Below are 22,473 nucleotides of genomic sequence, written 5' to 3' on the forward strand. Positions count from 1 at the left end.
CGAGCAGGTCCATACGCCCGGCCACTGATGCTCCATATGCCAGTAGGCAAGCCCGAAGTTGAGACGGTCTTGGGATATGCAACGGAAGCAGGCCCGCAACGGGTGCCAGGCGCCAAATCCGCTGGCCGGCAGCCCGAGACGGGTTTTCAATCCGGCAATGCTCGACGACCTCATCGCCGCAACAGCGGCCCGGGCGTTCGCCGCATCCAGGAGCGGAAGGTACGCTCCGATCACGGTGCGCCGACTGATGATGTCCTCGGCTTGGCCTATTGCGCCAGCGGAGCGGCGCACAAACTCGTCGATTCGTGCGGGCAGGTCGTGGGCGCAGCCGATGCGCGGATGGCCGAAGAACCGACTGGTGGTTGCCTCCGGGCGGGCATTGCCGCTTACAACGTGGGCACGACTGACAAGACTGAATAGACTTTCACCAGGTAACCAGGAAAGCGGTGGGAAGGGGGGAACAGGTGAAACCGGCGGAACGGGTTGTGCGCTTGATCGCGGCCCTATCTCCTCGCGAGCCGAGCCTCGCCTGGGGTCGCCTACCGTGGACAGATGTTCATTCATGGGACTGCACCCGAGTGCGCGCATCGCACAGAGGGCCCGCGCGGCGGCAGCGTTCGCACCACCATAAATCTATTCTCCCCACCGGGCAAGTCGTGCTGGCCCTAGCCTAGTCACCTGTCCGCGCCTGATACCACAGTTGCCGGAGGCCAGCCGAGGTGTCCACCATCGAAACTCAAATATCTGCGCGTCAGGCAGGCACGGCAAAAAAGGCGCGCTTTCGCACGCACATCGTGCAACACAGCGGCAGTTTTTGGATACAGTTTTAACTCATGCGCAGCCATGAACGCGGCTGGCACTGGACGGTCACCACATCAACGCCGAAAGGAGCATTCGCCCGAGCCGATCGACGCTGCGGTGAGCAGCTGCACTTTGCAAGCACGTTTTCCGATGATCGGAGGCGAAGGTCGTTTCGCCTGCGAAGGGATTCATGCGCGCAAATTGGGCGAGATGATATGAACAGCGCCGATGAATCGCGTTCCGTGAAGGTGACGCACGTACTTCGTCTGACGGAGTTGGCGAATCAGCCGCTTTGGGATGGCACGTACACGCCAGGCATTGCGGGAACCCGGGTCCAAGCGCCCAGCAAGAGCGGCACGGCGACGGCCGTATCGCAAAAACTGGGGCGGGTAGTGGTGAGTCACGGTGCGGCCGAAGTTTACACAGCACTCGCGTTATATCACCCAAACACCATTGCACTTTTTGAGGAGCACGTGCTGAACCCCTATGCGGCGCAGCACCCGCTTGCCAGCCACCCGGTGCATGGGCAAGTGCCTTGGCCATCCACTAAGGGGACCGTCGCCATCGCCCAGGAACTCGGGCTGCTTCGCCGTCATGCGAGCGTGCTGCACGCGGACGGAGGTGACACTCTTCGTATCTACTGGCCTTACATCGGCGACCATCTGGTGTGTCTTGCAGCGGAGCAAGGGCCATATGCCGTCGAGTGGGACATCAAGAAGTCGACTGGGGACCACGGCAAACCTGGTCCAGCAACGGCAACGTCTAAGGTGCAGCCACGAGCAATCGCCAGAGCTCAGTGCCGGGATGAGATTTATCAGGGGTACATGAAGGAGCTCGGCATCCCAATCAAGCGTGTGGCTGCCGACGATCTCGACTTCACGGCTGCGACGAATCTCGTGCGCCTCTGGTGGTCACACGGACGTGAGCCGCTCCTGCCTAAAGGGCTGCTGCAGGCGCTTCTGCCGGAGTTCAACTCGACGCTCAGTGAGGGCAAGCCCCTCACGTCCCTTTACCCGCGCCTGAGAAAGCACCGCATTGCCTGGGAGGATGCGCGTGATGCCTTCTATGTGGCCGTTTGGCGGCGACAAGTTCGGGTGTCGCTCTTCGACCCCATCTTGGATGACAAGCCGATGCGTCCTGAGAAGCTCGACATCCTGGATGCATACGCTCACCTCTTCGCGAGGTGACGTGAGCATTCAACTCCATACCCCCGCAGGATTCGGACCCTTGAAGAAGGGGGAGCGCTACTTCCTGCTTGACAATGGTGCTTGCTGTGGACGAGTCCTGCTCGTAAGCTTCGGCGCACAGCCATCCTATTGCCTCGCCACCATCGCTATCGAAGACTTCGAGCGAGCTTGCAAGGCCATCCGAAATGCAAGGGGGACGGTCCGCGATGCGCTGATAGAGCGGGTGCCTGAGCAGGATCGATGGGATCTTCCGCCTTGGCTGAGAGATCGTCGGGGTCTGAACGGCTCCATCGCGTCGCTGCGAGCGGCGAAACTCACGGACGCACTCGACGTGCTGTCGGATATCACTAGCGCGGACAACCCCGACAAAGTGCTGAACGGGTATGCGTACGGCGTGAAGGAGAACACGCAGCGCTTTAGGCTTTGGTTCTATACGTACGTCGCCTTCGGCTTCAATGCCATTGCGCTGCCCCCTGGATTAGCAACATGACGATTCAGAGTCCGCGGGTTGAATGGCGGCCCAATCCTGCATCGTGCGTCCTGCGAACTCCGGACCGTTGTCCGTGCGAATCACCCTGGGCAAGCCCCTCTCGGCCTTGACCTGGTCCAGCACGCGCGTGACGTACAGCGCAGGGATCGAGGTATCGACCGCGATCTGGACGGACTCCTTGGTGCAGTCATCCACCACGGTCAGGGTCTTGACCTTGCGGCCGTTGGCCAACTCATCGAACACGAAGTCCATGCTCCACACCTCGTTGGGCTGCTCGGGACGCACCAGCGGATGGCGCTCGGGCACTGGCAGCTTCTTGCGCCGCCGCTTGCGCACCGCCAAGCCTTCCTCGCGGTAGATCCGCCAAGTACGTTTGACGTTGATCGCCCAGCCTTCATGGCGCAGGCGGTTGTGCAGCATCCGATAGCCGTGGCGGCGGTGCTGGCCCGCCAATTCCTTCAAGCGCTCGCGCAGTGACTCGTTGCCGTCGGTGCGCGGCTGGTAGCGCAGCACACTGGTGCTGATGCCTACCAGCCGGCACGCCTGGCGTTCGCTCAGACCACTGGCCTGCAGTTGTCGAACGCACTCGCGCTTGGCCGCCACGGCCGCTACTTTCCCTTGAGCACCTCCCGCATGGCATCGATCTCCAGCATCGAATTGGCCAGCAGCTTCTTGAGCTTGTTGTTCTCCGCCTCCAGCGTCTTCAAGCGCTGGGCGTCCGACACGTTCATGCCGCCGAACTTGGCCTTCCAGGCGTAGTAGCTCGGCTCGGAAAACCCGTGCTTGCGACACAGCTCCTTGACCGGTAGGCCGGCATCGGCCTCACGCAGGAAGCCAATGATCTGCTCCTCGGTGAATCGCTTCTTCATCGTCCAATTTCCTCACAGGGTGAATTGGACTCCAGACCGTCACGTGGCTGATCTCAGGGGGCAGCGCAGGTGCTTTTTTTGTGCCTCGGGCGCGGACCAGCATGCTCATTTAGGTGCTCACGTGGGAAGGCACGAGAGTTTCGGTTGTAGCGGCGTCGCGAGTGGGGGCGCGGTCCCGCCCCGACCACTGAAGCACAGCAGGGCCTGTGTCGCTCAGCAGCACGCGGAGGTGAAGAACTCGTGGAAAAGCTCCAGGGTCAGGCGGTGAGTACGCCATCCATCCGGTGGGCGGCCGCACGCCGGGGCAACATGGGCGTGCTGCTCTGGCCAAAGCCAAGGTGCCGTATACCCGTGCTTCGAGAATGGAGGGCACCAATGGCGAGCTCGGTCAAGTCGGCTGGCGATCGTGCTTGATGCCAACAACCGGTGATCCCGCTGCACGCCCTTCTACGGCATTGCCCATGCTGGAGGTAAGCGTCCGGCGATTCCGTGTTGACGGGACGGGGAATGCTGGTCAGACCTGCAGCGGCTGCCAACGGTGCGGCAGCAGTTCGTCGATGCGGCTGGCCGGCTGCGTCGGCAGGCGCTGCATGATGTCCTTCAGGTAGGCCCGTGCTTTCCGCGGTCCCTTTACCGACGCGGTTTTGCCTCGTCACTTTTCCCCTTGATGAGCGCCGCCAAGGCGCGACCTCCTTTACCGGGCGATCCGGCTCGACTCCCGGTTGTTTCCCCATTTGCGCGCAAAGCTGCACGCGAATGGGGAAAGCCGGGCGGCTTCTGTAGTAAGCAGATGGCGATTCCATCTTGACCGCGCGAGGTTGGCGGGATCCTCGGCTCAAGCGGCCGCAGCGCACCAGCGATTCGGCAGGAGCTCGCCGATCAGGCTGGCCGGTTGCATGGTCAGGCGTTCGAGCACGTCGCGCAGGTAGGCGTAGGGGTCGTGCCCATTGATTCGCGCCGAGTGGATCAGGCTTATGACCGCCGCGGCGCGCCGGCCCGCGCGCAGGCTGCCGGCGAACAGCCAGTTGTTGCGACCGATTGCAATGGGCCGGATCAGGTTTTCCACCCGGTTGTTGTCGGCGGGCAGACGGGCGTCACCGGGGTGCTCACAAGGCCATACACTCACCAAGGGTCAGGGATTCTCAGCACAACTCGTCGAAGTCTGTTTTCCGGAGTGAGCAGTCATGTCAATCAAACGCGTTGAGACATTCGATTTCAGCCGCTTCAATGTTCCGTACCGACTATGGGGTGGGATCAGCCTGGAGATATCGACTGGTAAGGTACTTACGCCTTGGCGCCGGTTCGTTTTCCCGGCGGTCTGGGGGCTCGTTGCCACCAACAGGACCGATGACATTGGTATACGGACGCTTCCTGAAGCATGGTCGTACCTATACCAGGGCCCTCACCGCCACCGTCTCACGGGCGAACTGTACGCCGTGATCGCGTATCACAAGAAGATTGAGTTGCTATTCGATAGCGCTGATGTCGAGGCTTTCTGGTCTTGCGTGACGATGTTCAATCGAGTCGCAAATTTGGACGAGAGCTGTTTCCAGCTAGCGCTGCGAAGGTACTTCGATGGTCAGGAGCATGAGCGCACACTGTCATTGCTCGGATGTGACCCTATGCCGCTCGGAACGACATACCTCTACAAGCACTCCCTACGACAGGCGAAAGCACGCGGTCTCGTCACCTGAGGCATGCTGGCTGCTTCGCTGCAGTGGAAGGACGCTGCCGGGGTCTGTGGCGCAAAGCGATCGGATCGGGCGCTCGTTCGCAAGGACTCGATCTGCGACTCGCCGCGCTAGCCCTCCGCCGCGGCTGACGTGACTGGTGCGGGTTTGTGCGCGCATGCTGACCAGCTCATAGCGCGAATTCGACAGCTCGGCGGAGACCGGGCGGGGAGGGCAGTATACGGCGGCTACAGAAGCACTTGGATGACGCGAGGGCCAGCGACAAGCGAGAGCCTAGGTGGATCCGGGAATCGGCGATAGCCCGATCACCGCCGGCAACTTTACCCGGTTGCTGGAGGGACGCAGGCTGCGGATGCGGTCTGCGCAGTTTCTGCTGATGGACGCGGACCTGTTAAGAGTGCGTGCGTGGCGCGTATGCGGGCCGAAACGACAGGCTTGGCTCCCCCTGCCTAGGGGCGCGCGCCGATTCGATCCGTACCTTCCTCCAGGCGAATGCTTGCAGCAGCCCGTCATAATTACCAGCATGCCGAACATCGCCGCAGTCCTTAAATCTGAAATTGCTCGTATTGCTCGGAAAGAGATCCGCTCCCAAACCGGTGCTCTCGCGGAGACGAACTCGGAACAGCGAAAGCAGATTGCCGCTCTGCGGCAGCAGATCCTTGAGCTGCAGCGGGCGGTCACCCGATTGCAGAAGGGAGTTACCGTGAGACCGGCTCCAAGTAAAGTTCTGCCGATGCGGCAAGAGACGAGTCTGCGCTGGAGGCCTGAGGGATTCGCTCAGCACCGCAAACGCCTTGGGCTGAGCGCTGAGCAGATGGCACACCTGGTTGGGTGTTCGGCGCTTTCGGTCTACAAGTGGGAGTCCGGGAAGGTGCGCCCAAGGCGGGCCCAACTCGATGCAATCGCACGCGTTCGGAAGCTTTCCAAGGCCGCTGCGCTCCAGGAGCTGGAGAAGGCTTAACTCATTCCAGGAGCTGCAAGCGCGTCCAGCGGGGTGCTTCAGGACCCTGCCACGGGTATGTGGGGTCCGCAACTTCGGCTCTCTACCTCCGACAGCGTCATCCAGCGCAGCCGCTACGAAAGTGCCTGCGCATACCGATCTCTCATGGTCTGGACGTCAGGGGCTTGGAGGCCCTTCTTCCCGTCAACCAAAATCAAGTTCTTGTGAAATGGTCTGAAGAGCCAGGGCCTGTCGTCCAACGCAAGCCATGGCCGGCCGAAGCACGCATTGCGGCGCAACCATGCGACGCACTCGGCCTCCCGGCCGAAGTAGTGCAGCTCTGGCGGGATTTCGCCCAGATCCGAGTACTGCGGAGTCACGCCCAACACCCTCTCGCGCAGCTGCGGCTGCAGTCCTGCTCGAAGAATCTCCACCCCACGCTCCCGCCAGGTGCTTGAAACGACCACGTGCAGGAGCGAAAGCTCATTCAATGCCTGCTCGAACAGGGGCAACCGGCACAGGTGCAGGTCCTCGGGGCAGTGCTCGGGATGGAGTACGCCATCAAAATCGAGAAACAGCGGGATGAACATCAGTGGATAGAGAACTGCGCTTTTTGCGAAAAGGGATACTCCTCTATCCCTTTGAGCGGTGGTCGCCGACCTCGCGTCTCCGCTTGGTGTTCCTGCCGTCGCGCAAGTTCGATGGTAAGCGGCCAGGGAAGGCATATTGCCCCGCGCGCGAGGTTGGGGCTCTCAGTCAGGAATTATCTAGCTGATGCATTGGACCGGGCAAAAAGCCCATCCGAATCGCATACTTGGCTGAATTTCAGCGATACAGTGAGAGGTGGCTGCGCGCAGCGGGTGCTGTGCGCCGACCTGCATCACGGCACGTAGACGCAATCGCTCGCTGATACTGCCGCCTTGCGACAAGGCGGCGAGCCCTAGCTTCGCTTTCCCAGTCCTTGCTTGTGGACAACGATGCTTGCGTCCGGACGAGCCTGCTGGATGGCGACGCGCGCGCTGGCGGCGGACCTGATGATCCCCAAGGCCTCTAGGTCAAGCAAAAACGATTCCGTACTGATCAAAGTGCCAAGGGGAAGCGCAGCGGCATTACGCAAGAACCATCCATCCTCGAAAAGGACGATCGGATTGGCATCGGGGCTTTGAACGCGAAGATCGATAAGGAAACTTTGGATCGACAACTCGCCGAGGTTTCTCGGCTGCTTATAGTTCGGATCCGCAGCGCGCGCGGCGCGCAGGACTCTACCCACCTGGGTGGCGATGACTTTGATGTTCGGCGCGTTCCGGTTGTAATAGTCGACGAGCCGCTGCGCCTCAACGGAGCAGTTTGGCAGAAGGCCCTTGTCGAAGGTCTCCTCTTTGACCACATCGGTGACCGACAGGAAGAAGTGGTCCAAAACCACAAGCAGATCTGCGGCCGCCAGCGAGAACAGAGGCCCCGAATCAGCGACGAGCAGTTCCATCAACCAGGAACGAGGCGCTTGCTGCGCGCGGGCCTTTTCTCCTCGGAGTTGAGGGGAACGGGGCGCATCGCAGTCCGGAGCGCGTCGAGGCTGCGCCCGGCCATCTCTTCGACCTCGACAGGATCAATGGACGGCAGCGGCAGACCCTTCTCACGCATGATCTGAAGCAGGAATCCGGCGTCCTGCAAGCCGAGTTCGCGAGCGGCGTCGGCGACGGAGACCTTACCCACCACGACTTCGGTCAGTGTGGCATCCATGGCGCTGCGGGCAATGCCTTGCTCCTTCTTTCCGAGTTGGGCAAAAAAAGCTGAGACCAGCTTGCTCAGCGAAGTGCGGTTCTCCGCGGCGTACGCTTGCGCCTGAGCAAGCAGGCGCTCATCCAACTCGAAATTGATCTTCGCTTTTCCCATAGGAGGTCTCCAACGACCCCCGATTATGGGTGTTTTTGACGACCCGCACAAGAGGTCCTTTGAGGCGTTTCCGACTTCTGACTGAGCCGCCGGCTGGAAATCACGGTTGGTCGGCATGCCCCCATCCTGCTGAGAGGACCGGGTGGGTGTCTAGTGCATCAGCTAGATAATGCCGGACTACCTCGCCAACGCGCTGGTGGTAATCGCCACCGACGGTGACGAGAACGACAGCGCATGAGCGTCTCGGACGAAGCGTGAACATCTAGAACCGAGCCGCTGGCCGTGGGGTCTTTGATTTCCCTTGTGTTCCGATCACTTCCGCGTTAGTTGAGGTAGGTCTCAAGGCCGCACCATGATGGTGCGAACACCTGTTCAGACAGGATACATTGTCGAAGTGCCGCTTGCATGGTCTGCAAGTCGAGCGCTAGACAGACTCAGCGCGTTTTGCGGGGCCGGCACCTCCCTCCGGGGATCCAGACAACCTATATTGGCACTAGCCACACGGCGCATGGATGGAAGCCACTCGGCGGCTGGCGCTTCGGCAACACGATCGACGGGTGCCAGGCCGAGTACGTGCTGGTGCCCGACGCGATGGCCAACCTGGCGCCCGTGCCGAACGAACTCACAGATGAGCAGGTCCTCATGTGTCCGGACATCATGTCCACCGGCTTCGGCGGCGCGGAAAGTGGCGGCATCCGCATCGGCGACACCGTGGCGGTGTTCGCCCAGGGGCCGATCGGGCTGTGCGCCACGGCGGGTGCCAAGCTGAGCGGCGCGACCACGGTGATCGGCGTGGACCGGCTGTCCTCCCGCCTGGAGATCGCGCGCCGCATGGGCGCCGACCACGTCATCGACAGCAGCCGCGCCGACCCGGTGGAGGAGATCCTGCGGCTGACCGGCGGGCGCGGCGTCGATGTGGCGATCGAGGCCCTGGGTATGCAGGAAACCTTCGAGGGGTGCCTGCGCGTGCTGCGCCCCGGTGGAACGCTCTCCAGCCTGGGAGTCTACTCGGGCGACCTGAAGATCCCGCTCGGTCCCTTCGCCGCCGGCCTGGGCGATCACAAGATCATCACAACGCTCTGCCCCGGCGGCAAGGAACGCATGCGCCGGCTGATGGCCGTCATTCAGGCTGGGCGGCTCGACCTTGCACCCTTGGTGACGCATCGGTTCAAGCTCGATGAAGTCGAGCAGGCATACGAACTCTTCGCGAACCAGCGCGACGGTGTGCTCAAGGTCGCCATCACGCCTTGATGGCTGGAGGGCTAGCAATGTTTGTTCACGTTCGGCGCGGCATGGGCTTTCCCCAGCTAAGTACTTGATTTGTAATGGTCCCGTGTTCACCGGCATTTTCGTTTGTTCAGCTACCGTTTTTACCCACAGCGTGAGCGGGTGCGGGCGGCGCTGCTCACCTGCGGGCTGGACTTCCCGCACAACAAGCGAATCACGGTGAATCTCGCGCCGGCCGACCTGCCCAAGGACTCGGGCCGCTTCGACCTGCCGATCGCCCTGGGCATCCTCGCGGCGAGCGGGCAGGTGGACGCGGCGGCGCTGGAGGGCTTCGAATTCCAGGGCGAGTTGTCCCTGAGCGGCGAACTCAGGCCGGTGCGCGGCGCGCTGGCGATCGGACTGGCCCTGCGCGCCGAAGGCAATCCGGTGCAGCTGGTGCTGCCGCCCGGCAGCGCGGAGGAAGCCTCGCTGGTGCCCGGTGCACGCGTCTGGCGCGCCCGGCACCTGCTCGACGTGGTGCGCCGCTTCCGACCCGCGGCAGACGCCGGGCCAGCTGCGCCCGACGACGCCGACGAGGGCGGCTGGCGCGAGCTCCCCACAGGCGCGCCGGTGGCGATGGCGGCCTATGCCGACCTGGCCGACGTCAAGGGCCAGGCGGTCGCGCGCCGTGCCCTGGAGATCGCGGCGGCCGGCGGCCACAGCCTGCTGCTGGTCGGCCCACCCGGTTCGGGCAAATCCATGCTGGCGCAGCGGCTGGCGGGGCTGCTGCCGGCGATGCCGCTGCAGGAAGCGCTCGAGAGCGCGGCCGTGGCCAGCCTTGCCGGCCAGTTCAGCAGCGAGCGCTGGGGCCTGCGGCCGACCTGCAGCCCGCATCATTCGGCGAGTCCGGTGGCGCTGGTCGGCGGCGGCTCTCCGCCGCGGCCGGGCGAGATCACGCTCGCGCACCACGGCGTGCTGTTCCTGGACGAGTTGCCCGAGTTCCCGCGGGCGGCCCTGGAGGCGCTGCGCGAGCCTCTGGAGACCGGGCAGGTGCGCATCGTGCGCGCCGCACGCAGCACCACCTTCCCCGCCGCCTTCCAGCTGGTGGCCGCGATGAACCCCTGCCCCTGCGGCTGGCTGGGCGCCCTCACGCGCAGCTGCCGCTGCGCGCCCGAGCAGGTGGCGCGCTACCAGGGTCGGCTGAGCGGGCCGCTGCTGGACCGCATCGACCTGCAGGTGGAGGTGCCGGCGCTGCCGGCCGACGCCCTGCTGGACGGCCCGCCGGGGGAGTCCACCGCCACGGTGCGGGCCCGCTGCGCCGCGGCCCGGGAACGCGCGGTGGCGCGTCAGGGCAGCGCCAACCACCGGCTGCAGGGCCGCGCGCTGGACGAGTACGCCGGCGCCGAGGCCGCGGCCCGCGACTTCCTGCGCACGGCCGCGACCCGGCTGGCCTGGAGTGCGCGCGGCATGCACCGGGCGCTGCGGATCGCGCGCACCGTCGCCGACCTGGACGGCAGCGAGCGCGTGCGCATCGAGCACGTAGCCGAGGCGGTGCAGCTGCGCCGGGGGCCGCTCGCGCAACGCGAGTAGGCATGCGGCGCCCCCCGCTCAAGCGGATCACCGGACCCGGCCAGCACCCTGCTGCGCAGGGCCGCGGGATGCCCGGGCGCAGATGGCTGCGCGCGCCTGCGGACCTGGAGGGGACGCACGCGTGCAGCCGTGCGGCTGGCGATCGACAGGCGGGCCTGCGCGGCCGCCCACCGCTCAGCGCCGCCGTGCTTCCTGTGCCGCCCGCGCGCAGCAGGCGGCGAACAGCAGCACCGCCGACGAAAAGTAGATCCAGAACAGCAGCACCACCAGCGAGCCGGCGGCGCCGTAGGTCGAGACGATCGGTGCGGTGGACAGGTAGACCGCGAGCAACTGCCGCCCGAGCGTGAACAGCAACCCGCCGATCAGCGCTCCCAGCACGATGAAACGGAGCTGGGGACGCCGACCCACGCTCAGGCGCATCATGGCCACGAACAGCCCTGCACAGGCGCCGAAAGCCAGCAGCTCGTTCATCAGCGCCAGCAGCACTTCCACCGCGATCCAGCGACCCGCCCAACCCGAGAAGATCTTCAGCACCGTCGAGACCACCAACGACACCAGCAGCAGGAAACCGAACGCGAGCACGTAGCCGATGCCGCGCAGCCGCAGGCGCACCGAGCGGCGCCAGCCCGTTGCAGGCGGGGCGTCGGTGCCGTAGGCCCAGAGCCGGTGCAGCGCCTCCTGCATTTCCCCGAACACGCCGGTGGCGCCGAACAACAGCACCGCGAAGCCGATCAGCGAGGCCAGCAGGCCCTCCTCGGGGCTCTGGGCGCTGGACAGGGCTTCGCGGATCAGCCCGGCGCCGCGCGGACCGACGATCTCTCCGACCTGCGAGACGAGGGTCTGCTCCAGCAGCGCCCGGTCCAGCCACCAGCCGAGCAGGGCCACCACCACCAGCAGCAGCGGTGCCAGGCTCAGGACGCCATAGAAAGACATGGCCGCGCTCATGCGCATGCCTTCGGCTCCGTTCCAGAGCTCGATGGCACGCCACAGCGGCTGCGCCGCGGACTGCATGCGCTGCGCCCAGGCGGACGCCCGGAGCTTGAACGAGGGCATGGGCCAGCGTAGGCATGGCAGAGCCAGCCGGCCTATCGGCCATGCTTGAAGCTGCGCGTAGTCCGCGGCCGACGGTGTGCCGTGAGGCGTGCAGGTGCGGCTGCTGGCGCATGCCCCGCCGGCCCCACGGTTCAACGCGTGCGGCGCGGACGAAGCTCGAAGCGCGGGGCACGGGGCACGGGGCACGGGGCACGTTGCAGGAAGCAGCTGCCGCTCAAGCAGCCGAGGGCGCGAGCAACGGAGCCGGGCCGCGCCTTTCCTCACGGACATGCGCGCTCGTGCAGCCGACGCGCTGCGTGCCGGCCGCCGGCTTCAGTACTGGAGGTTCGGCGCCAGCAGCCGCTCGAGCTGCGTGCGCTCTTCGCCGCGGCGGCGGGCCTGGTCTTCGAGCTGGTCGGTGCCGATGCGCCCCACGTTGAAGTAGCGGCTCTCGGGGTGGCTCAGGTAGAAGCCGCAGACGCTGGCCGCCGGCATCATGGCCAGGCTCTCGGTCAGGTCCATGCCGATCTCCTGCGGCTGCAGCAGCGCGAACATGTCGCGCTTGACGCTGTGGTCAGGGCAGGCCGGATATCCGGGCGCGGGGCGGATGCCCTGGTACTTTTCGGCGATGAGCTCCGGCACCGACAGCTGTTCGTGCGGCGCATAGCCCCACAGGTCGCGCCGCACGCGCTCGTGCAGCACCTCGGCGAAGGCCTCGGCCAGCCGGTCGGCAAGGGCCTTGAGCATGATGGCGGAGTAGTCGTCGTGGTCGTCGAGGAAGTACTGTTCCTTGCGATCGACGCCGATCCCCGCCGTGACGGCGAACATGCCCACATAGTCCGGCGCCGCGCCACGCGGCGCCACGAAATCGGCCAGCGCGCGGCTCGGCCGCATCTGCCCGTCCACGGCCTGCTTCTCCGCCTGTTGGCGCAGCCCCCACCAGGTCATGGCGACCTGCTCGCGCGTCTCGTCCGTGTAGAGCGCGATGTCGTCGTCGTTCACGCTGTGCGCGGGCCAGAAGCCCAGGACGGCATTGGCCGTGATCCAGCGGCCCTCGACCAGCCGCTTGAGCATGCGCTGGCCGTCCGAGAACACGCGCACGGCTTCGCTGCCGACGACCTCGTCCTTGAGGATGGCCGGGAAGGGGCCGGCCAGGTCCCAGGTCTGGAAGAAGGGGCCCCAGTCGATCGCGCGGGAGAGTTCGGCGAGGTCGAAGTTGCGGAACACCCGCCGCCCCAGGAACTTCGGAGCCGGCGGGCGCCAGGCACTCCAGTCGATAGGGGTCTTGTTGGCACGCGCCTGCGCCAGCGGCCACAAGGGCGTCTGCTTCTTGCTCGCATGCTGGCGGCGTACCCGGTCGTAGTCGGCCTCGACCTCGGCGATGTAGCGCGCGGCCTGGTCGGACAGGAGGCTCTGCGCCACGCCGACGCTGCGCGAGGCGTCCGGCACGTAGACCACGGGCCCCTCGTAGTGCGGCGCGATCTTCACGGCGGTGTGCACGCGGCTGGTGGTCGCTCCGCCGATCAGCAGCGGGATCTTGCGCATGCGGAAGTGCTCGTCCTTCTGCATCTCGCCGGCCACGTACTGCATCTCTTCGAGCGAGGGCGTGATCAGGCCCGACAGGCCGACGATGTCCGCGCCCTCGACCTTGGCCCGCGCCAGGATCTCGTGGCAGGGCACCATCACGCCCATGTTCACGACGTCGAAGTTGTTGCACTGCAGGACCACGGTGACGATGTTCTTGCCGATGTCGTGCACATCGCCCTTGACGGTGGCGATGACGATCTTGCCCTTGGCCCGCACGTCCTCGCCCGCAGCCTCCTGCTGCTGCTTCTCTTCTTCGATGTAGGGAATCAGGTGGGCCACCGCCTGCTTCATCACCCGGGCCGACTTGACCACCTGCGGCAGGAACATCTTGCCCTGCCCGAACAGGTCGCCGACGATGTTCATGCCGTCCATCAGCGGGCCTTCGATCACGTGCAGCGGCCGCCCGCCGCGTGCCCGTACCGCCTGCCAGGCTTCCTCGGTATCGGCCACGACGTGGTCGGTGATGCCGTGCACCAGGGCATGCGACAGACGCTGTTCGACGGTGCCGGCGCGCCATTCGTTGCGCTTGCTGTCGTCGCGCGCCGCGCCCTTGGCCTGTTCGGCGATCTCGACCAGGCGTTCGCCGGCGTCGGGCCGGCGATTGAGCACCACGTCCTCGACGCGCTCGCGCAGCGTCGGCTCGACCTCGTCGTACACCCCGACCATGCCGGCGTTGACGATGCCCATGTCCATGCCCGCCTGGATGGCGTGGTAGAGGAACACGGTGTGGATGGCCTCGCGCACCGGGTCGTTGCCGCGGAAGGAAAAACTCACGTTGGACACCCCGCCCGAGACCTTGGCGCCGGGCAGGTTCTGCTTGATCCAGCGGGTGGCCTCGATGAAATCGACGGCGTAGTTGTCGTGCTCCTCGATGCCGGTGGCGATGGCGAAGATGTTGGGGTCGAAGATGATGTCCTCGGGCGGGAAGCCGATCTCATCGACCAGCATGCGGTAGGCCCGGGCGCAGATATCGATCTTGCGCTGGTAGGTGTCGGCCTGGCCCCTCTCGTCGAAGGCCATCACCACCGCGGCGGCGCCGTAGCGCCTGACCAGCGTGGCCTGCCGGCGGAACTCGGCCTCGCCTTCCTTCAGGCTGATCGAGTTGACGATTCCCTTGCCCTGGATGCAGCGCAGGCCCGCCTCGATCACCTCCCACTTGGAGCTGTCCACCATGACGGGCACGCGGGCGATGTCCGGCTCGCTGGCCATGAGGGTGAGGAAGCGCACCATGGCGGCGCGGCTGTCCAGCATCGCCTCGTCCATGTTCACGTCGATGATCTGGGCGCCGTTTTCCACCTGCTGGCGCGCCACCGCCAGGGCCTCTTCGAACTGGTTGTTCAGGATCAGCCGCGCGAATGCGCGCGAGCCGGTGACGTTGGTGCGTTCGCCGATGTTCACGAACAGGCTGCCGGGCGCGATGGAGAGAGGCTCCAGGCCGGCCAGGTGCAGCGGCGGCGGGGCCGCAGTCGTCGGCGAAAGGGAGGTGGTCCGCGAAGGAGAAGGGGTCTGGGGCTGCATGGTTCACCTGCCGGAATTGCCGGGCCGCGGCCCGGAGAGATCGTGAGGTGAGCGCCGTTGAACCATGCTCAAGCCTGACGGCCGCACAACCGATGTGCCGCCGCTGCAACGCTCCTTGAGGAGCCGCGATTCTATCGGCGCCCGACCCGCGCCCGCAGACGCGAACCTGATGCCAGCTGAGCAGAACCACGCAACAATGCGCGGCAGATGACCTTCCTTCCGAGCCTTCCGCGCGTTCCGCGCCCGCGCTCCTGGGCCACCTCCCGGCCGACGAGCACGCCTCCCGCCGACCGGGCCGACGCCCGCAGCGCCGCCGGCCTGTCGCTGCTGGTGCTGGTGCTCGGCCTGGGGCTGACCGCCACCGCCGTCACCGGCGCCCGCTCGGCGCTGCAGGCCGAGACCCAGGCGCGCTTCCTGACGCAGGTCGATCGGCTTCAGACTGGGCTGCATCGCCAAGTCGCATTGGCCGAAGACCTGCTCAAGGGCACCCGCGCGACCTTCGGCATCTCCGGCAGGCTCACGCAGGACCAGTTCCGCGCCTATGCGTCCAATCGGGATCTCGGGGCCCTCTTTCCCGGCGTGCGCGGCCTGGGGGTGCTGGACGCGGAGCCTGCGCTCGTGGCACCGTCCGACGATCTGTCGGGGCGCCGGGTCGCCGCGGCCGACAGGCCGCACGCGGTGGCCAGGCCTGCCGCGGCAAGCCTGCGCATCACCCACTTCGCAGAGCCGGCCCACGGCAGCGGCTGGGCTCCTGCGCAGGCGCTGGGCGCCGACTGGGCCCGCCTGGCCCTCGCCCAGCAGGCGGTCGCGACCGGCCGCGCGGTCCTGAGCGGGCCCGTCTCCATGGGGCTCGAGGGCGGCAGGAAGGCCTGGCTGCTGATGGTGCCGGCCCACGACGCCGCGGGCGCGCAGGGCGTCGAGGCGCCCGCGCGGCTGTTCTTCGCTGCGCTGAGCATTCGTGAAGTGATGGAGCCGCTGCGCGACGGGATGGGACGGGGCCTGCAGTTCCAGCTGTTCGACGGCGACGAAGGGCGGCCCCAGAGCCTGCTCTACGACAGCCGGGCGATGCCCGGCGCGTCCCTCGCTTATGCGCCCCTGCCGCGCGGGCGCTTCGCCAGCGAGGAGCAGCTGGTGGTGGGCGACCGGCCGCTGACCCTGCGGGTGGTGAGCACGCCGGCGCTGCAGCTGGCGCCGGGGCAGACGCTGCCGTGGGTGATCGGCGTCAGCGGCGGCCTTCTCAGTGCACTCCTGGCGCTGGCGAGCTGGCTGCTCATGTCGGCCAAGGACCGCGCCCGCCGCATGGCGAGTGGCATGACGGGGGACCTGCAACGCATGGCACGTGTGGTCGAGCGCACCTCCAGCGCCGTGTTCGGCATGGACCTGGACGGGCGCATCACCTGGGCGAACGCCGGATTCGAGCGCCTCACCGGGCTGGCGGCCGACGAATGCGTGGGCCGCTTCGCCGGTGAACTGCCCGAGATCGCGGGGGTGGAACCGGCCTCCCGCGCGCTGCTGCGCGCGGCGGTTGCCAAGCGGGAGGTGCGGCGCCTGGAGTTGCTCAACCAGATGCGCGAAGGCGTGCGCTACTGGACCGACACGGAGCTGCAGCCAACGCGCGACAACGAAGGCCACGTCAACGGCTTCATCTGCATCGCCTCGGACATCACCCGGCGCAAGCTCGCCGAATTGCGCCTGCGCGACAGCGAGCACCTGATGCGCGTGATCGCCGACAACCTGCCGGCGCGGGTTTCGTACTGGGACCGCGAGCGGCGCTGCCGCTTCGTCAACCGCCGCTTCTGCGACGTCTTCCATCGCGAACCCGGGCAGCTCAAGGGGCAACTGCTGTCCCCCGACATCTTCGGCCAGGCCTTCTACGACCAGCTCAGTCCGCACGTGGACGAGGTGCTGCAGGGCAGGCCGCAGTACTTCGAATACGAGGCCGACGAAGGAGCGGGGCGCACTTCGTCCTGGCAGCTGCACTACATCCCGGACATCGAAGCCGACGAGGTGCGGGGCTTTTTCGTGCTCGCGCTCGACGTGACCCAGCTGCGCCAGGCGCGCGACCTCGCCGTGCAGGCCAGCCAGTCCAAGAGCCGCTTCCTGTCCAGCATGAGCCACGAGATCCGCACACCGCTGAACGCGGTGCTCGGCATGCTGGCCCTGCTGCGCGGCACCACCCTGGATGGCCGCCAGCGCGACTACGCCGACAAGGCCGACCGCGCGGCGCGCTCGCTGCTCACGCTGCTCAACGACATCCTCGATCTGTCCAAGATCGAGGCCGGCAAGATGGCGCTGGCGCCGCGCGCCTTCGCGGTGGACGACCTGCTGCGCGACCTGTCGGTGATCTTCGCCGCCAGCGTGGGCCGCAAGGAGCTGGAGGTGCTGTTCGACATCGACCCGGCCCTGCCGCCGCGCCTGGTGGCCGACGACCTGCGCCTGCGGCAGGTGCTGATCAACCTCGGTGGCAACGCGATCAAGTTCACCGAGCGCGGTGAGGTGGTGCTGGCCCTGCGGCTGCTCGGGGGTGACCGCGAGCGCGCCCGGGTCGAGGTGTCGGTGCGCGACACCGGCATCGGCATCGCCCCGCAGGAGCAGGAGCGCATCTTCAGCGAGTTCGGCCAGGCCAGCGACACCACCGCGCGCCAGTTCGGGGGCACCGGCCTGGGCTTGGGCATCTGCCAGAAGCTGCTGGGCCTCATGGGAAGCCAGCTGCGCCTGGAGAGCGAAGCCGGGCGCGGCAGCCGCTTCTGGTTCGAGCTGGACTTGCCCGTGGCGCCGGCCGACGCTGCGCCGGCGCCGGCGCCGGCGAAGGCCTCGGGACCGCGCCGGGTGCTGATCGTGGACGACAACAGCGACGCGCGCGAGAGCCTTGCGGCCATGGCCCGGGGGCTGGGCTGGACAGTGGATGTGGCGGACAGCGGCGCGGCCGCGGTGGCCATGGTCGATGCCGCGGCTCCGGGGCAGGCCTACGACGCGGTGTTCGTCGATTGGCGCATGCCCGACATGGACGGCTGGCAGGCCAGCCTGCGCATCCGCCAGCTCCCAGCCGCTGCGAAGGCGCCCCTGGTCATCATGGTGACGGCCTACGGACGCGAGATGCTGAGCCAGCGCCCTCCCGACGAGCAGGCCCTGCTGGACGGCTTTCTGGTCAAGCCGGTCACGCCCACCATGCTGGCGGATGCGCTCGCGCCCGCAGCGCCGCCGCAGGCAATGCGCGGCGCCGTCGGGCCAGGGCTGCCCCTGGCGGGGCTGCGCCTGCTGCTGGTGGAGGACAACCCGACCAACCAGCAGGTCGCCATGGAGCTGCTGGCCGCCCAGGGGGCGCAGGTGGAGCTTGCATCCAACGGCCGCGACGGCCTGGAGCGCATCCGCGATGCCGCGCACCAGTTCGACGCGGTACTCATGGACGTCCTGATGCCGGTCATGGACGGGCTCACTGCCGCCCGTGCGGTGCGCGAGCAACTGGGCAACTGGCGCCTGCCGATCATCGCGATGACGGCCAACGCGATGGAGAGCGATCGCATGGACAGCCTCGCGGCCGGCATGAACGACCACGTGGGCAAGCCCTTCAGCATCGAGCAGCTGGTGCAGGTGCTGCTGCACCACGTTGGCCAGCGAGGGGCGGCGGCGCCAATGGCCGCTCCTGCGGCAGCGGTCACGATGCCACCGCTGCCGGAGGCTGCCTCGCAGGGCGCCGGTCTGCCGGCATCGGAACCGCCGCAAGCGCTGTCGCAACGCACGGCATCGCACCCAGACAACCCCAAGCAGCCCGCGCACGGCCAGGCGGACCCGGAACACACCGCGCGTCCGCTCGCGTCGCAGCTGCTCGACCGGGGCTCGGCGGTGAGCCGGCTGGGCGGCGACCGCGCGCTCTACGACCGGCTCGTGCCCAGCTTCACCGAAAGCCTGCAGGGCATCGCATCGCGGCTGCCGACGCTGCTCAACAGCGTGCCGCAGGCCGAGGCGGTGCGGATGATGCACACGCTCAAGGGCTCGGCCGCCACCATGGGCGCCGACCGCCTGTCTGCCGCTGCCGCGTCCGCCGAACGCGTGCTGGCCGGCCCCCAGGCGCAGGGCGAGCCTTCCGAGGCGCTGCACGCGGTGGCGGCAGCGATCGAGGACACCCTGGGCGCGCTGGCGGGGGACTGAGCCGGGCCGCTCAGGCCGGCACTCCCGGCACGTTGCTTGCGGCGTGCCGCAGGCTGCGCGTCGCAAGCGGCGTCACCGCCTCGCGGATGGCGCCGATGTGCGCAGGGGTGGTGCCGCAGCAGCCGCCCACGATGTTGATCAGGCCTTCGGCGGCGAACTCGTGCAGCAGGCGCGCCGTGACCTCGGGCGTCTCGTCGAAGCCGGTCTCGCTCATGGGGTTGGGCAGGCCGGCGTTGGGGTAGCAGCTGATATAGGTGTCGCCGGCCACGCGCGAAAGCTCCTGGATGTACGGGCGCATCAGCGCCGCCCCCAGCGCGCAGTTCAGGCCCACCGCCAGTGGGCGGGCGTGGCGCACGCTGTACCAGAACGCCGCCACCGTCTGGCCGCTCAGGATGCGGCCGGAAGCGTCGGTCACGGTGCCGCTGACGATCAGCGGCAGGCGTTCGCCCGATTGCGTGAAGTACTCGTCGATCGCGAACAGCGCCGCCTTGGCATTGAGCGTGTCGAAGATGGTCTCGACCAGCAGCAGGTCGGCCCCGCCCTCGACCAGCGCCTGCACCTGCTCGAAGTAGGCCGCGCGCAACTGCTCGAAATCGACGTTGCGCGCGCCCGGATCATTCACGTCGGGACTGATGCTGGCGGTGCGCGGCGTGGGGCCGAGCGCGCCGGCCACGAAGCGCGGCTTGTCGGGGGTGGAGAACTTGTCGGCCGCCTCGCGCGCCAGGCGTGCAGAGGCGAGGTTCAGCTCGCGCGCCAGGTGGCCGAGCGCGTAGTCGTCCTGCGCGATCGAGGTGGCACCGAAGGTGTTGGTCTCGATGATGTCGGAGCCCGCCGCCAGGAAAGCCTCGTGGATGTCGCGGATCACGTCCGCACGCGTGATGCTGAGCAGCTCGCCGTTGTTCTTGAGGTCCTTGCCGTGGTCCTTGAAGCGCTCGCCCCGCACCTGCGCCTCGCTCAGCTTCAGGCGCTGGATCATGGTGCCCATGGCCCCGTCGATGATGACGATGCGCTTGGACAGGGCGTCGGCCAGCGCGTGGCCGCGGGTGTAGGCGATGGGTTGCATGGTCCGTCGATTGTAGAAACCGTGATTGCGATGGCCGCCGAAGCGTCACCTGCAGCTCACCGGCCGGCGAGCCCGAGCTCAGGATCTGGCACCAGGTCCGTTCTTCGTGTCGGGCGCGCCCCTGAGCGCCTGGCGTCGGGTCGCAGCTGGCTGCCTATTGAATCCAGTGGCATCAAAACCTCACATTTCACTGATGAGCAAAAAGTGTGTGCCCCCTAGCGCTTTGGTATTTGCTGAATTCCTGAGCCGGGCGTGAGGCGACAATCGCCGCCATCGTGCTCGCCACCGCCTCACCTTCTCCCCTGTCCGTCCTGCACGAGGTCTTCGGCTACGAGCAGTTCCGCGGCCCCCAGGCCGCCATCGTCGAGCACGTCTGCACCGGCGGCGACGCGCTGGTGCTGATGCCCACGGGCGGCGGCAAGTCGCTGTGCTACCAGGTGCCGGCCATCGTGCGACAGCGGGCCGGCCGCGGCATCGCGGTGGTCGTGTCGCCGCTGATCGCGCTCATGCACGACCAGGTCGGCGCGCTGCACGAAGCCGGAGTCGATGCGGCGTTCCTGAACTCCACCCTGAGCGGGGCCGAGGCGGCGGATGTCGAGCGGCGCCTGCTGCGCGGCGAGGTCACGCTGCTGTACGCCGCGCCCGAACGCGTGACCACGCCGCGTTTCCTGGCGCAGCTCGATTCGCTGCACGAGCGCGGGCTGCTGTCGCTGTTCGCGATCGACGAGGCGCATTGCGTGAGCCAGTGGGGCCACGACTTCCGGCCCGAGTACCGCGCGCTGACGGTGCTGCACGAGCGCTATGCCGGTGTGCCCCGGATCGCACTCACCGCCACGGCCGACGCCCTCACGCGCCAGGACATCGTCGAGCGCCTGCAGCTCGAGCAGGCGCGGCAGTTCGTCAGCAGCTTCGACCGGCCCAACATCTCCTACACCATCGTCGAGAAGAAGGATCCGAGCCAGCAGCTGCTGCGCTTCGTGCAGGACGAGCACGAGGGTGAAGCGGGGGTGGTGTATTGCCAGTCGCGCAAGCGGGTCGAGGAAGTCGCGCAGATGCTGGCGCAGCAGGGCATCGACGCGCTGCCCTACCACGCGGGCCTGGACGCCGCGATGCGCCAGCGCCACCAGGACCGCTTCCTGCGCGACGAGGGCGTGGTGATGGTGGCGACCATCGCCTTCGGCATGGGCATCGACAAGCCCGACGTGCGCTTCGTGGCCCATCTCGACATGCCCAAGAACATCGAGGGCTACTACCAGGAGACCGGCCGCGCGGGGCGCGACGGGCTGCCCGCGGCGGCGTGGATGGCGTATGGGCTACAGGACGTGGTGAACCAGCGCCGCATGATCGACGAGAGCCCCGCCGGCGCGGACTTCAAGCAGGTGATGCGCGGCAAGCTCGATGCGCTGCTGGCGCTGGCCGAGGCGACCGACTGCCGGCGCGTGCGCCTGCTGCACTATTTCGGCGAGGTGTCGGGGCCCTGCGGCAACTGCGACAACTGCCTGAATCCGCCGCAGGTGTGGGACGGCACCGATGCCGCGCGCAAGCTGCTCTCGACCATCTACCGGGTGCAGCAGCACAGCGGCATCACCTTCGGCGCCGGCCACATCATGGACATCCTGCGCGGCAAGGCGAGCGACAAGGTGCGCCAGCACGGGCACGATCGCCTCAGCACCTTCGGTCTCGGCGGCGGCTTCAGCGAGACGCAGCTGCGTGGCGTGTTGCGCCAGCTGATCGCGGTGGGGGCGGTGTCCGTCGATGCCCAGGCCTTCAACACCCTGCAGCTGACCGACGGCTCGCGTGCGGTGCTGCGCGGCGAGCAGACGGTGACGCTGCGCGAGGGCGTTGCGGCGCCGTCCGGCGGGCGTCGGCGCGCTGGCGGCCCCAAGCCGACGGCCGCGGCCGTGGCTGCCGGCCTCACCGACGACGGGCAGCTGCGCTTCGCCGCGCTCAAGGCCTGGCGCGCCGAAGTGGCACGCGAGCACAACCTGCCGGCCTATGTCATCTTCCACGACGCCACCCTCGCAGCGATCGCGGCGCAGGATCCGCGCACCTTGTCGGATCTGCAGGGCATCAGCGGGCTCGGCGCCAAGAAGCTCCAGGCATATGGTGAGGAGGTGCTGCGGGTGGTCGGGGCCGCGCGCTGATGTCCGAGAATCCGGGCATGACGAGCGAACCCACGACACCTCCCGCGGCGCCCGAGCGGCCCGAACTGCCCGACCATCTCAGCGTCGATCCGCGCAGCCCCCACCATGTGGCCGCCGTGTTCGAGCACGACGTCGGCATCCGCCTCAATGGCAAGGAACGCCACGACGTCGAGGAGTACTGCATCAGCGAGGGCTGGGTGAAGGTTCCGGCCGGCAAGACGGTGGACCGGCGCGGCAGGCCGCTGCTGATCAAGATCAAGGGCGCGGTCGAGGCGTTCTATCGGTGACGGTCGGGTGTGCGCCGGGTGCGCAT

The 22,473-nt window shown here is 67.2% G+C and carries 16 protein-coding genes, 4 pseudogenes and 1 riboswitch; of the genes and pseudogenes, 9 read left to right on the forward strand and 11 right to left on the reverse strand.

Annotated features, from left to right (window positions below):
* Positions 1–3 precede the first annotated feature (3 nt).
* Positions 4–588 (reverse strand): annotated as a pseudogene (locus tag WG922_RS22020) (TniQ family protein); the annotation flags it as partial.
* A gap of 428 nt (positions 589–1,016) precedes the next feature.
* Here WG922_RS22020 and WG922_RS16025 point away from each other — a divergent pair.
* A complete protein-coding gene (locus tag WG922_RS16025; RefSeq protein ID WP_340283757.1) occupies positions 1,017–1,988 on the forward strand; it encodes a hypothetical protein in 972 nt (323 codons plus the stop codon).
* Between the two features lies 1 nt (position 1,989).
* Positions 1,990–2,478: a hypothetical protein gene (locus tag WG922_RS16030; RefSeq protein ID WP_340283758.1), complete on the forward strand. Its 489-nt coding sequence runs from the start codon at positions 1,990–1,992 to the stop codon at positions 2,476–2,478.
* Here WG922_RS16030 and WG922_RS16035 read toward each other — a convergent pair.
* From WG922_RS16035 to WG922_RS16050, 4 genes and pseudogenes are all read right to left on the reverse strand, one after another.
* Positions 2,467–2,991: a DDE-type integrase/transposase/recombinase gene (locus tag WG922_RS16035; RefSeq protein ID WP_340283905.1), complete on the reverse strand. Its 525-nt coding sequence runs from the start codon at positions 2,989–2,991 to the stop codon at positions 2,467–2,469. The genes WG922_RS16030 and WG922_RS16035 overlap by 12 nt on opposite strands.
* Positions 2,977–3,347 (reverse strand): annotated as a pseudogene (locus WG922_RS16040) (transposase); the annotation flags it as partial. The pseudogene WG922_RS16040 and the gene WG922_RS16035, both read right to left, overlap by 15 nt.
* A gap of 514 nt (positions 3,348–3,861) precedes the next feature.
* A pseudogene (locus WG922_RS16045) lies at positions 3,862–3,957 on the reverse strand (transposase domain-containing protein); the annotation flags it as partial.
* Positions 3,958–4,182: 225 nt separating this feature from the next.
* Positions 4,183–4,443: pseudogene (locus WG922_RS16050) on the reverse strand (transposase domain-containing protein); the annotation flags it as partial.
* An 88-nt stretch (positions 4,444–4,531) separates the two neighbouring features.
* On the opposite strand from WG922_RS16050, the gene WG922_RS22025 reads away from it, so the two are divergent.
* Both WG922_RS22025 and WG922_RS16055 read left to right on the forward strand, forming a co-directional pair.
* Positions 4,532–5,041, forward strand: coding sequence for a DUF1810 family protein (locus WG922_RS22025; RefSeq protein WP_445322843.1), 510 nt, complete (start codon positions 4,532–4,534; stop codon positions 5,039–5,041).
* A gap of 520 nt (positions 5,042–5,561) precedes the next feature.
* A complete protein-coding gene (locus tag WG922_RS16055) occupies positions 5,562–5,999 on the forward strand; it encodes a helix-turn-helix domain-containing protein (RefSeq protein WP_340283759.1) in 438 nt (145 codons plus the stop codon).
* Between the two features lie 113 nt (positions 6,000–6,112).
* Here WG922_RS16055 and WG922_RS16060 read toward each other — a convergent pair whose 3' ends face one another.
* The 3 genes from WG922_RS16060 to WG922_RS16070 all read right to left on the reverse strand — a co-directional run bounded on the left by WG922_RS16060 (position 6,113) and on the right by WG922_RS16070 (position 7,871).
* A complete protein-coding gene (locus WG922_RS16060; RefSeq protein ID WP_340283760.1) occupies positions 6,113–6,568 on the reverse strand; it encodes an HAD domain-containing protein in 456 nt (151 codons plus the stop codon).
* Positions 6,569–6,918: 350 nt separating this feature from the next.
* Positions 6,919–7,461 carry a hypothetical protein gene (locus tag WG922_RS16065; protein ID WP_340283761.1) on the reverse strand — a complete coding sequence of 181 codons (543 nt, stop codon included), beginning with the start codon at positions 7,459–7,461 and terminating at the stop codon, positions 6,919–6,921.
* Positions 7,461–7,871, reverse strand: a complete 411-nt coding sequence (locus WG922_RS16070; RefSeq protein ID WP_340283762.1) for a DUF6364 family protein — start codon at positions 7,869–7,871, stop codon at positions 7,461–7,463. The genes WG922_RS16065 and WG922_RS16070 overlap by 1 nt, the downstream gene beginning before the upstream one ends.
* A 405-nt stretch (positions 7,872–8,276) precedes the next feature.
* Between WG922_RS16070 and WG922_RS16075 the strand changes: the two genes are divergently transcribed.
* Both WG922_RS16075 and WG922_RS16080 read left to right on the forward strand, forming a co-directional pair.
* Positions 8,277–9,122 carry a zinc-binding dehydrogenase gene (locus WG922_RS16075; RefSeq protein ID WP_340283763.1) on the forward strand — a complete coding sequence of 282 codons (846 nt, stop codon included), beginning with the start codon at positions 8,277–8,279 and terminating at the stop codon, positions 9,120–9,122.
* 102 nt (positions 9,123–9,224) lie between these two features.
* A complete protein-coding gene (locus WG922_RS16080) occupies positions 9,225–10,667 on the forward strand; it encodes a YifB family Mg chelatase-like AAA ATPase (protein WP_340283764.1) in 1,443 nt (480 codons plus the stop codon).
* A gap of 174 nt (positions 10,668–10,841) precedes the next feature.
* Here the strand turns inward: WG922_RS16080 and WG922_RS16085 are convergent, their stop codons facing one another.
* Together WG922_RS16085 and metH are read right to left on the reverse strand one after the other, a co-directional pair.
* Entirely contained in the window at positions 10,842–11,720 is an 879-nt protein-coding gene (locus tag WG922_RS16085) for a YihY/virulence factor BrkB family protein (protein WP_340283765.1), read from the reverse strand.
* Between the two features lie 312 nt (positions 11,721–12,032).
* Complete coding sequence (gene metH, locus WG922_RS16090; RefSeq protein WP_340283766.1) at positions 12,033–14,804, reverse strand: methionine synthase; 2,772 nt, start codon at positions 14,802–14,804, stop codon at positions 12,033–12,035.
* A gap of 42 nt (positions 14,805–14,846) precedes the next feature.
* A riboswitch (S-adenosyl-L-homocysteine riboswitch) is annotated at positions 14,847–14,927 on the reverse strand.
* A gap of 84 nt (positions 14,928–15,011) precedes the next feature.
* Between metH and WG922_RS16095 the strand changes: the two genes are divergently transcribed.
* Positions 15,012–18,953, forward strand: coding sequence for a response regulator (locus WG922_RS16095; protein ID WP_340283767.1), 3,942 nt, complete (start codon positions 15,012–15,014; stop codon positions 18,951–18,953).
* Positions 18,954–18,963: 10 nt separating this feature from the next.
* On the opposite strand, the gene WG922_RS16100 is transcribed toward WG922_RS16095, so the two are convergent.
* Positions 18,964–20,016 (reverse strand): homocysteine S-methyltransferase family protein, encoded by a 1,053-nt coding sequence (locus WG922_RS16100; protein ID WP_340283768.1) that lies wholly within the window; start codon positions 20,014–20,016, stop codon positions 18,964–18,966.
* Positions 20,017–20,291: 275 nt separating this feature from the next.
* Between WG922_RS16100 and recQ the strand changes: the two genes are divergently transcribed.
* On the forward strand, positions 20,292–22,160 hold the full coding sequence (gene recQ / locus WG922_RS16105; protein WP_340283770.1) for a DNA helicase RecQ: 1,869 nt from the start codon (positions 20,292–20,294) through the stop codon (positions 22,158–22,160).
* Positions 22,161–22,177: 17 nt separating this feature from the next.
* Positions 22,178–22,447, forward strand: coding sequence for a DUF3297 family protein (locus WG922_RS16110; RefSeq protein WP_340283772.1), 270 nt, complete (start codon positions 22,178–22,180; stop codon positions 22,445–22,447).
* Positions 22,448–22,473 lie beyond the last annotated feature (26 nt).

Source organism: Ramlibacter sp. AN1015 (genome assembly GCF_037726105.1).
Taxonomy (GTDB): Bacteria; Pseudomonadota; Gammaproteobacteria; order Burkholderiales; family Burkholderiaceae_C; genus Ramlibacter.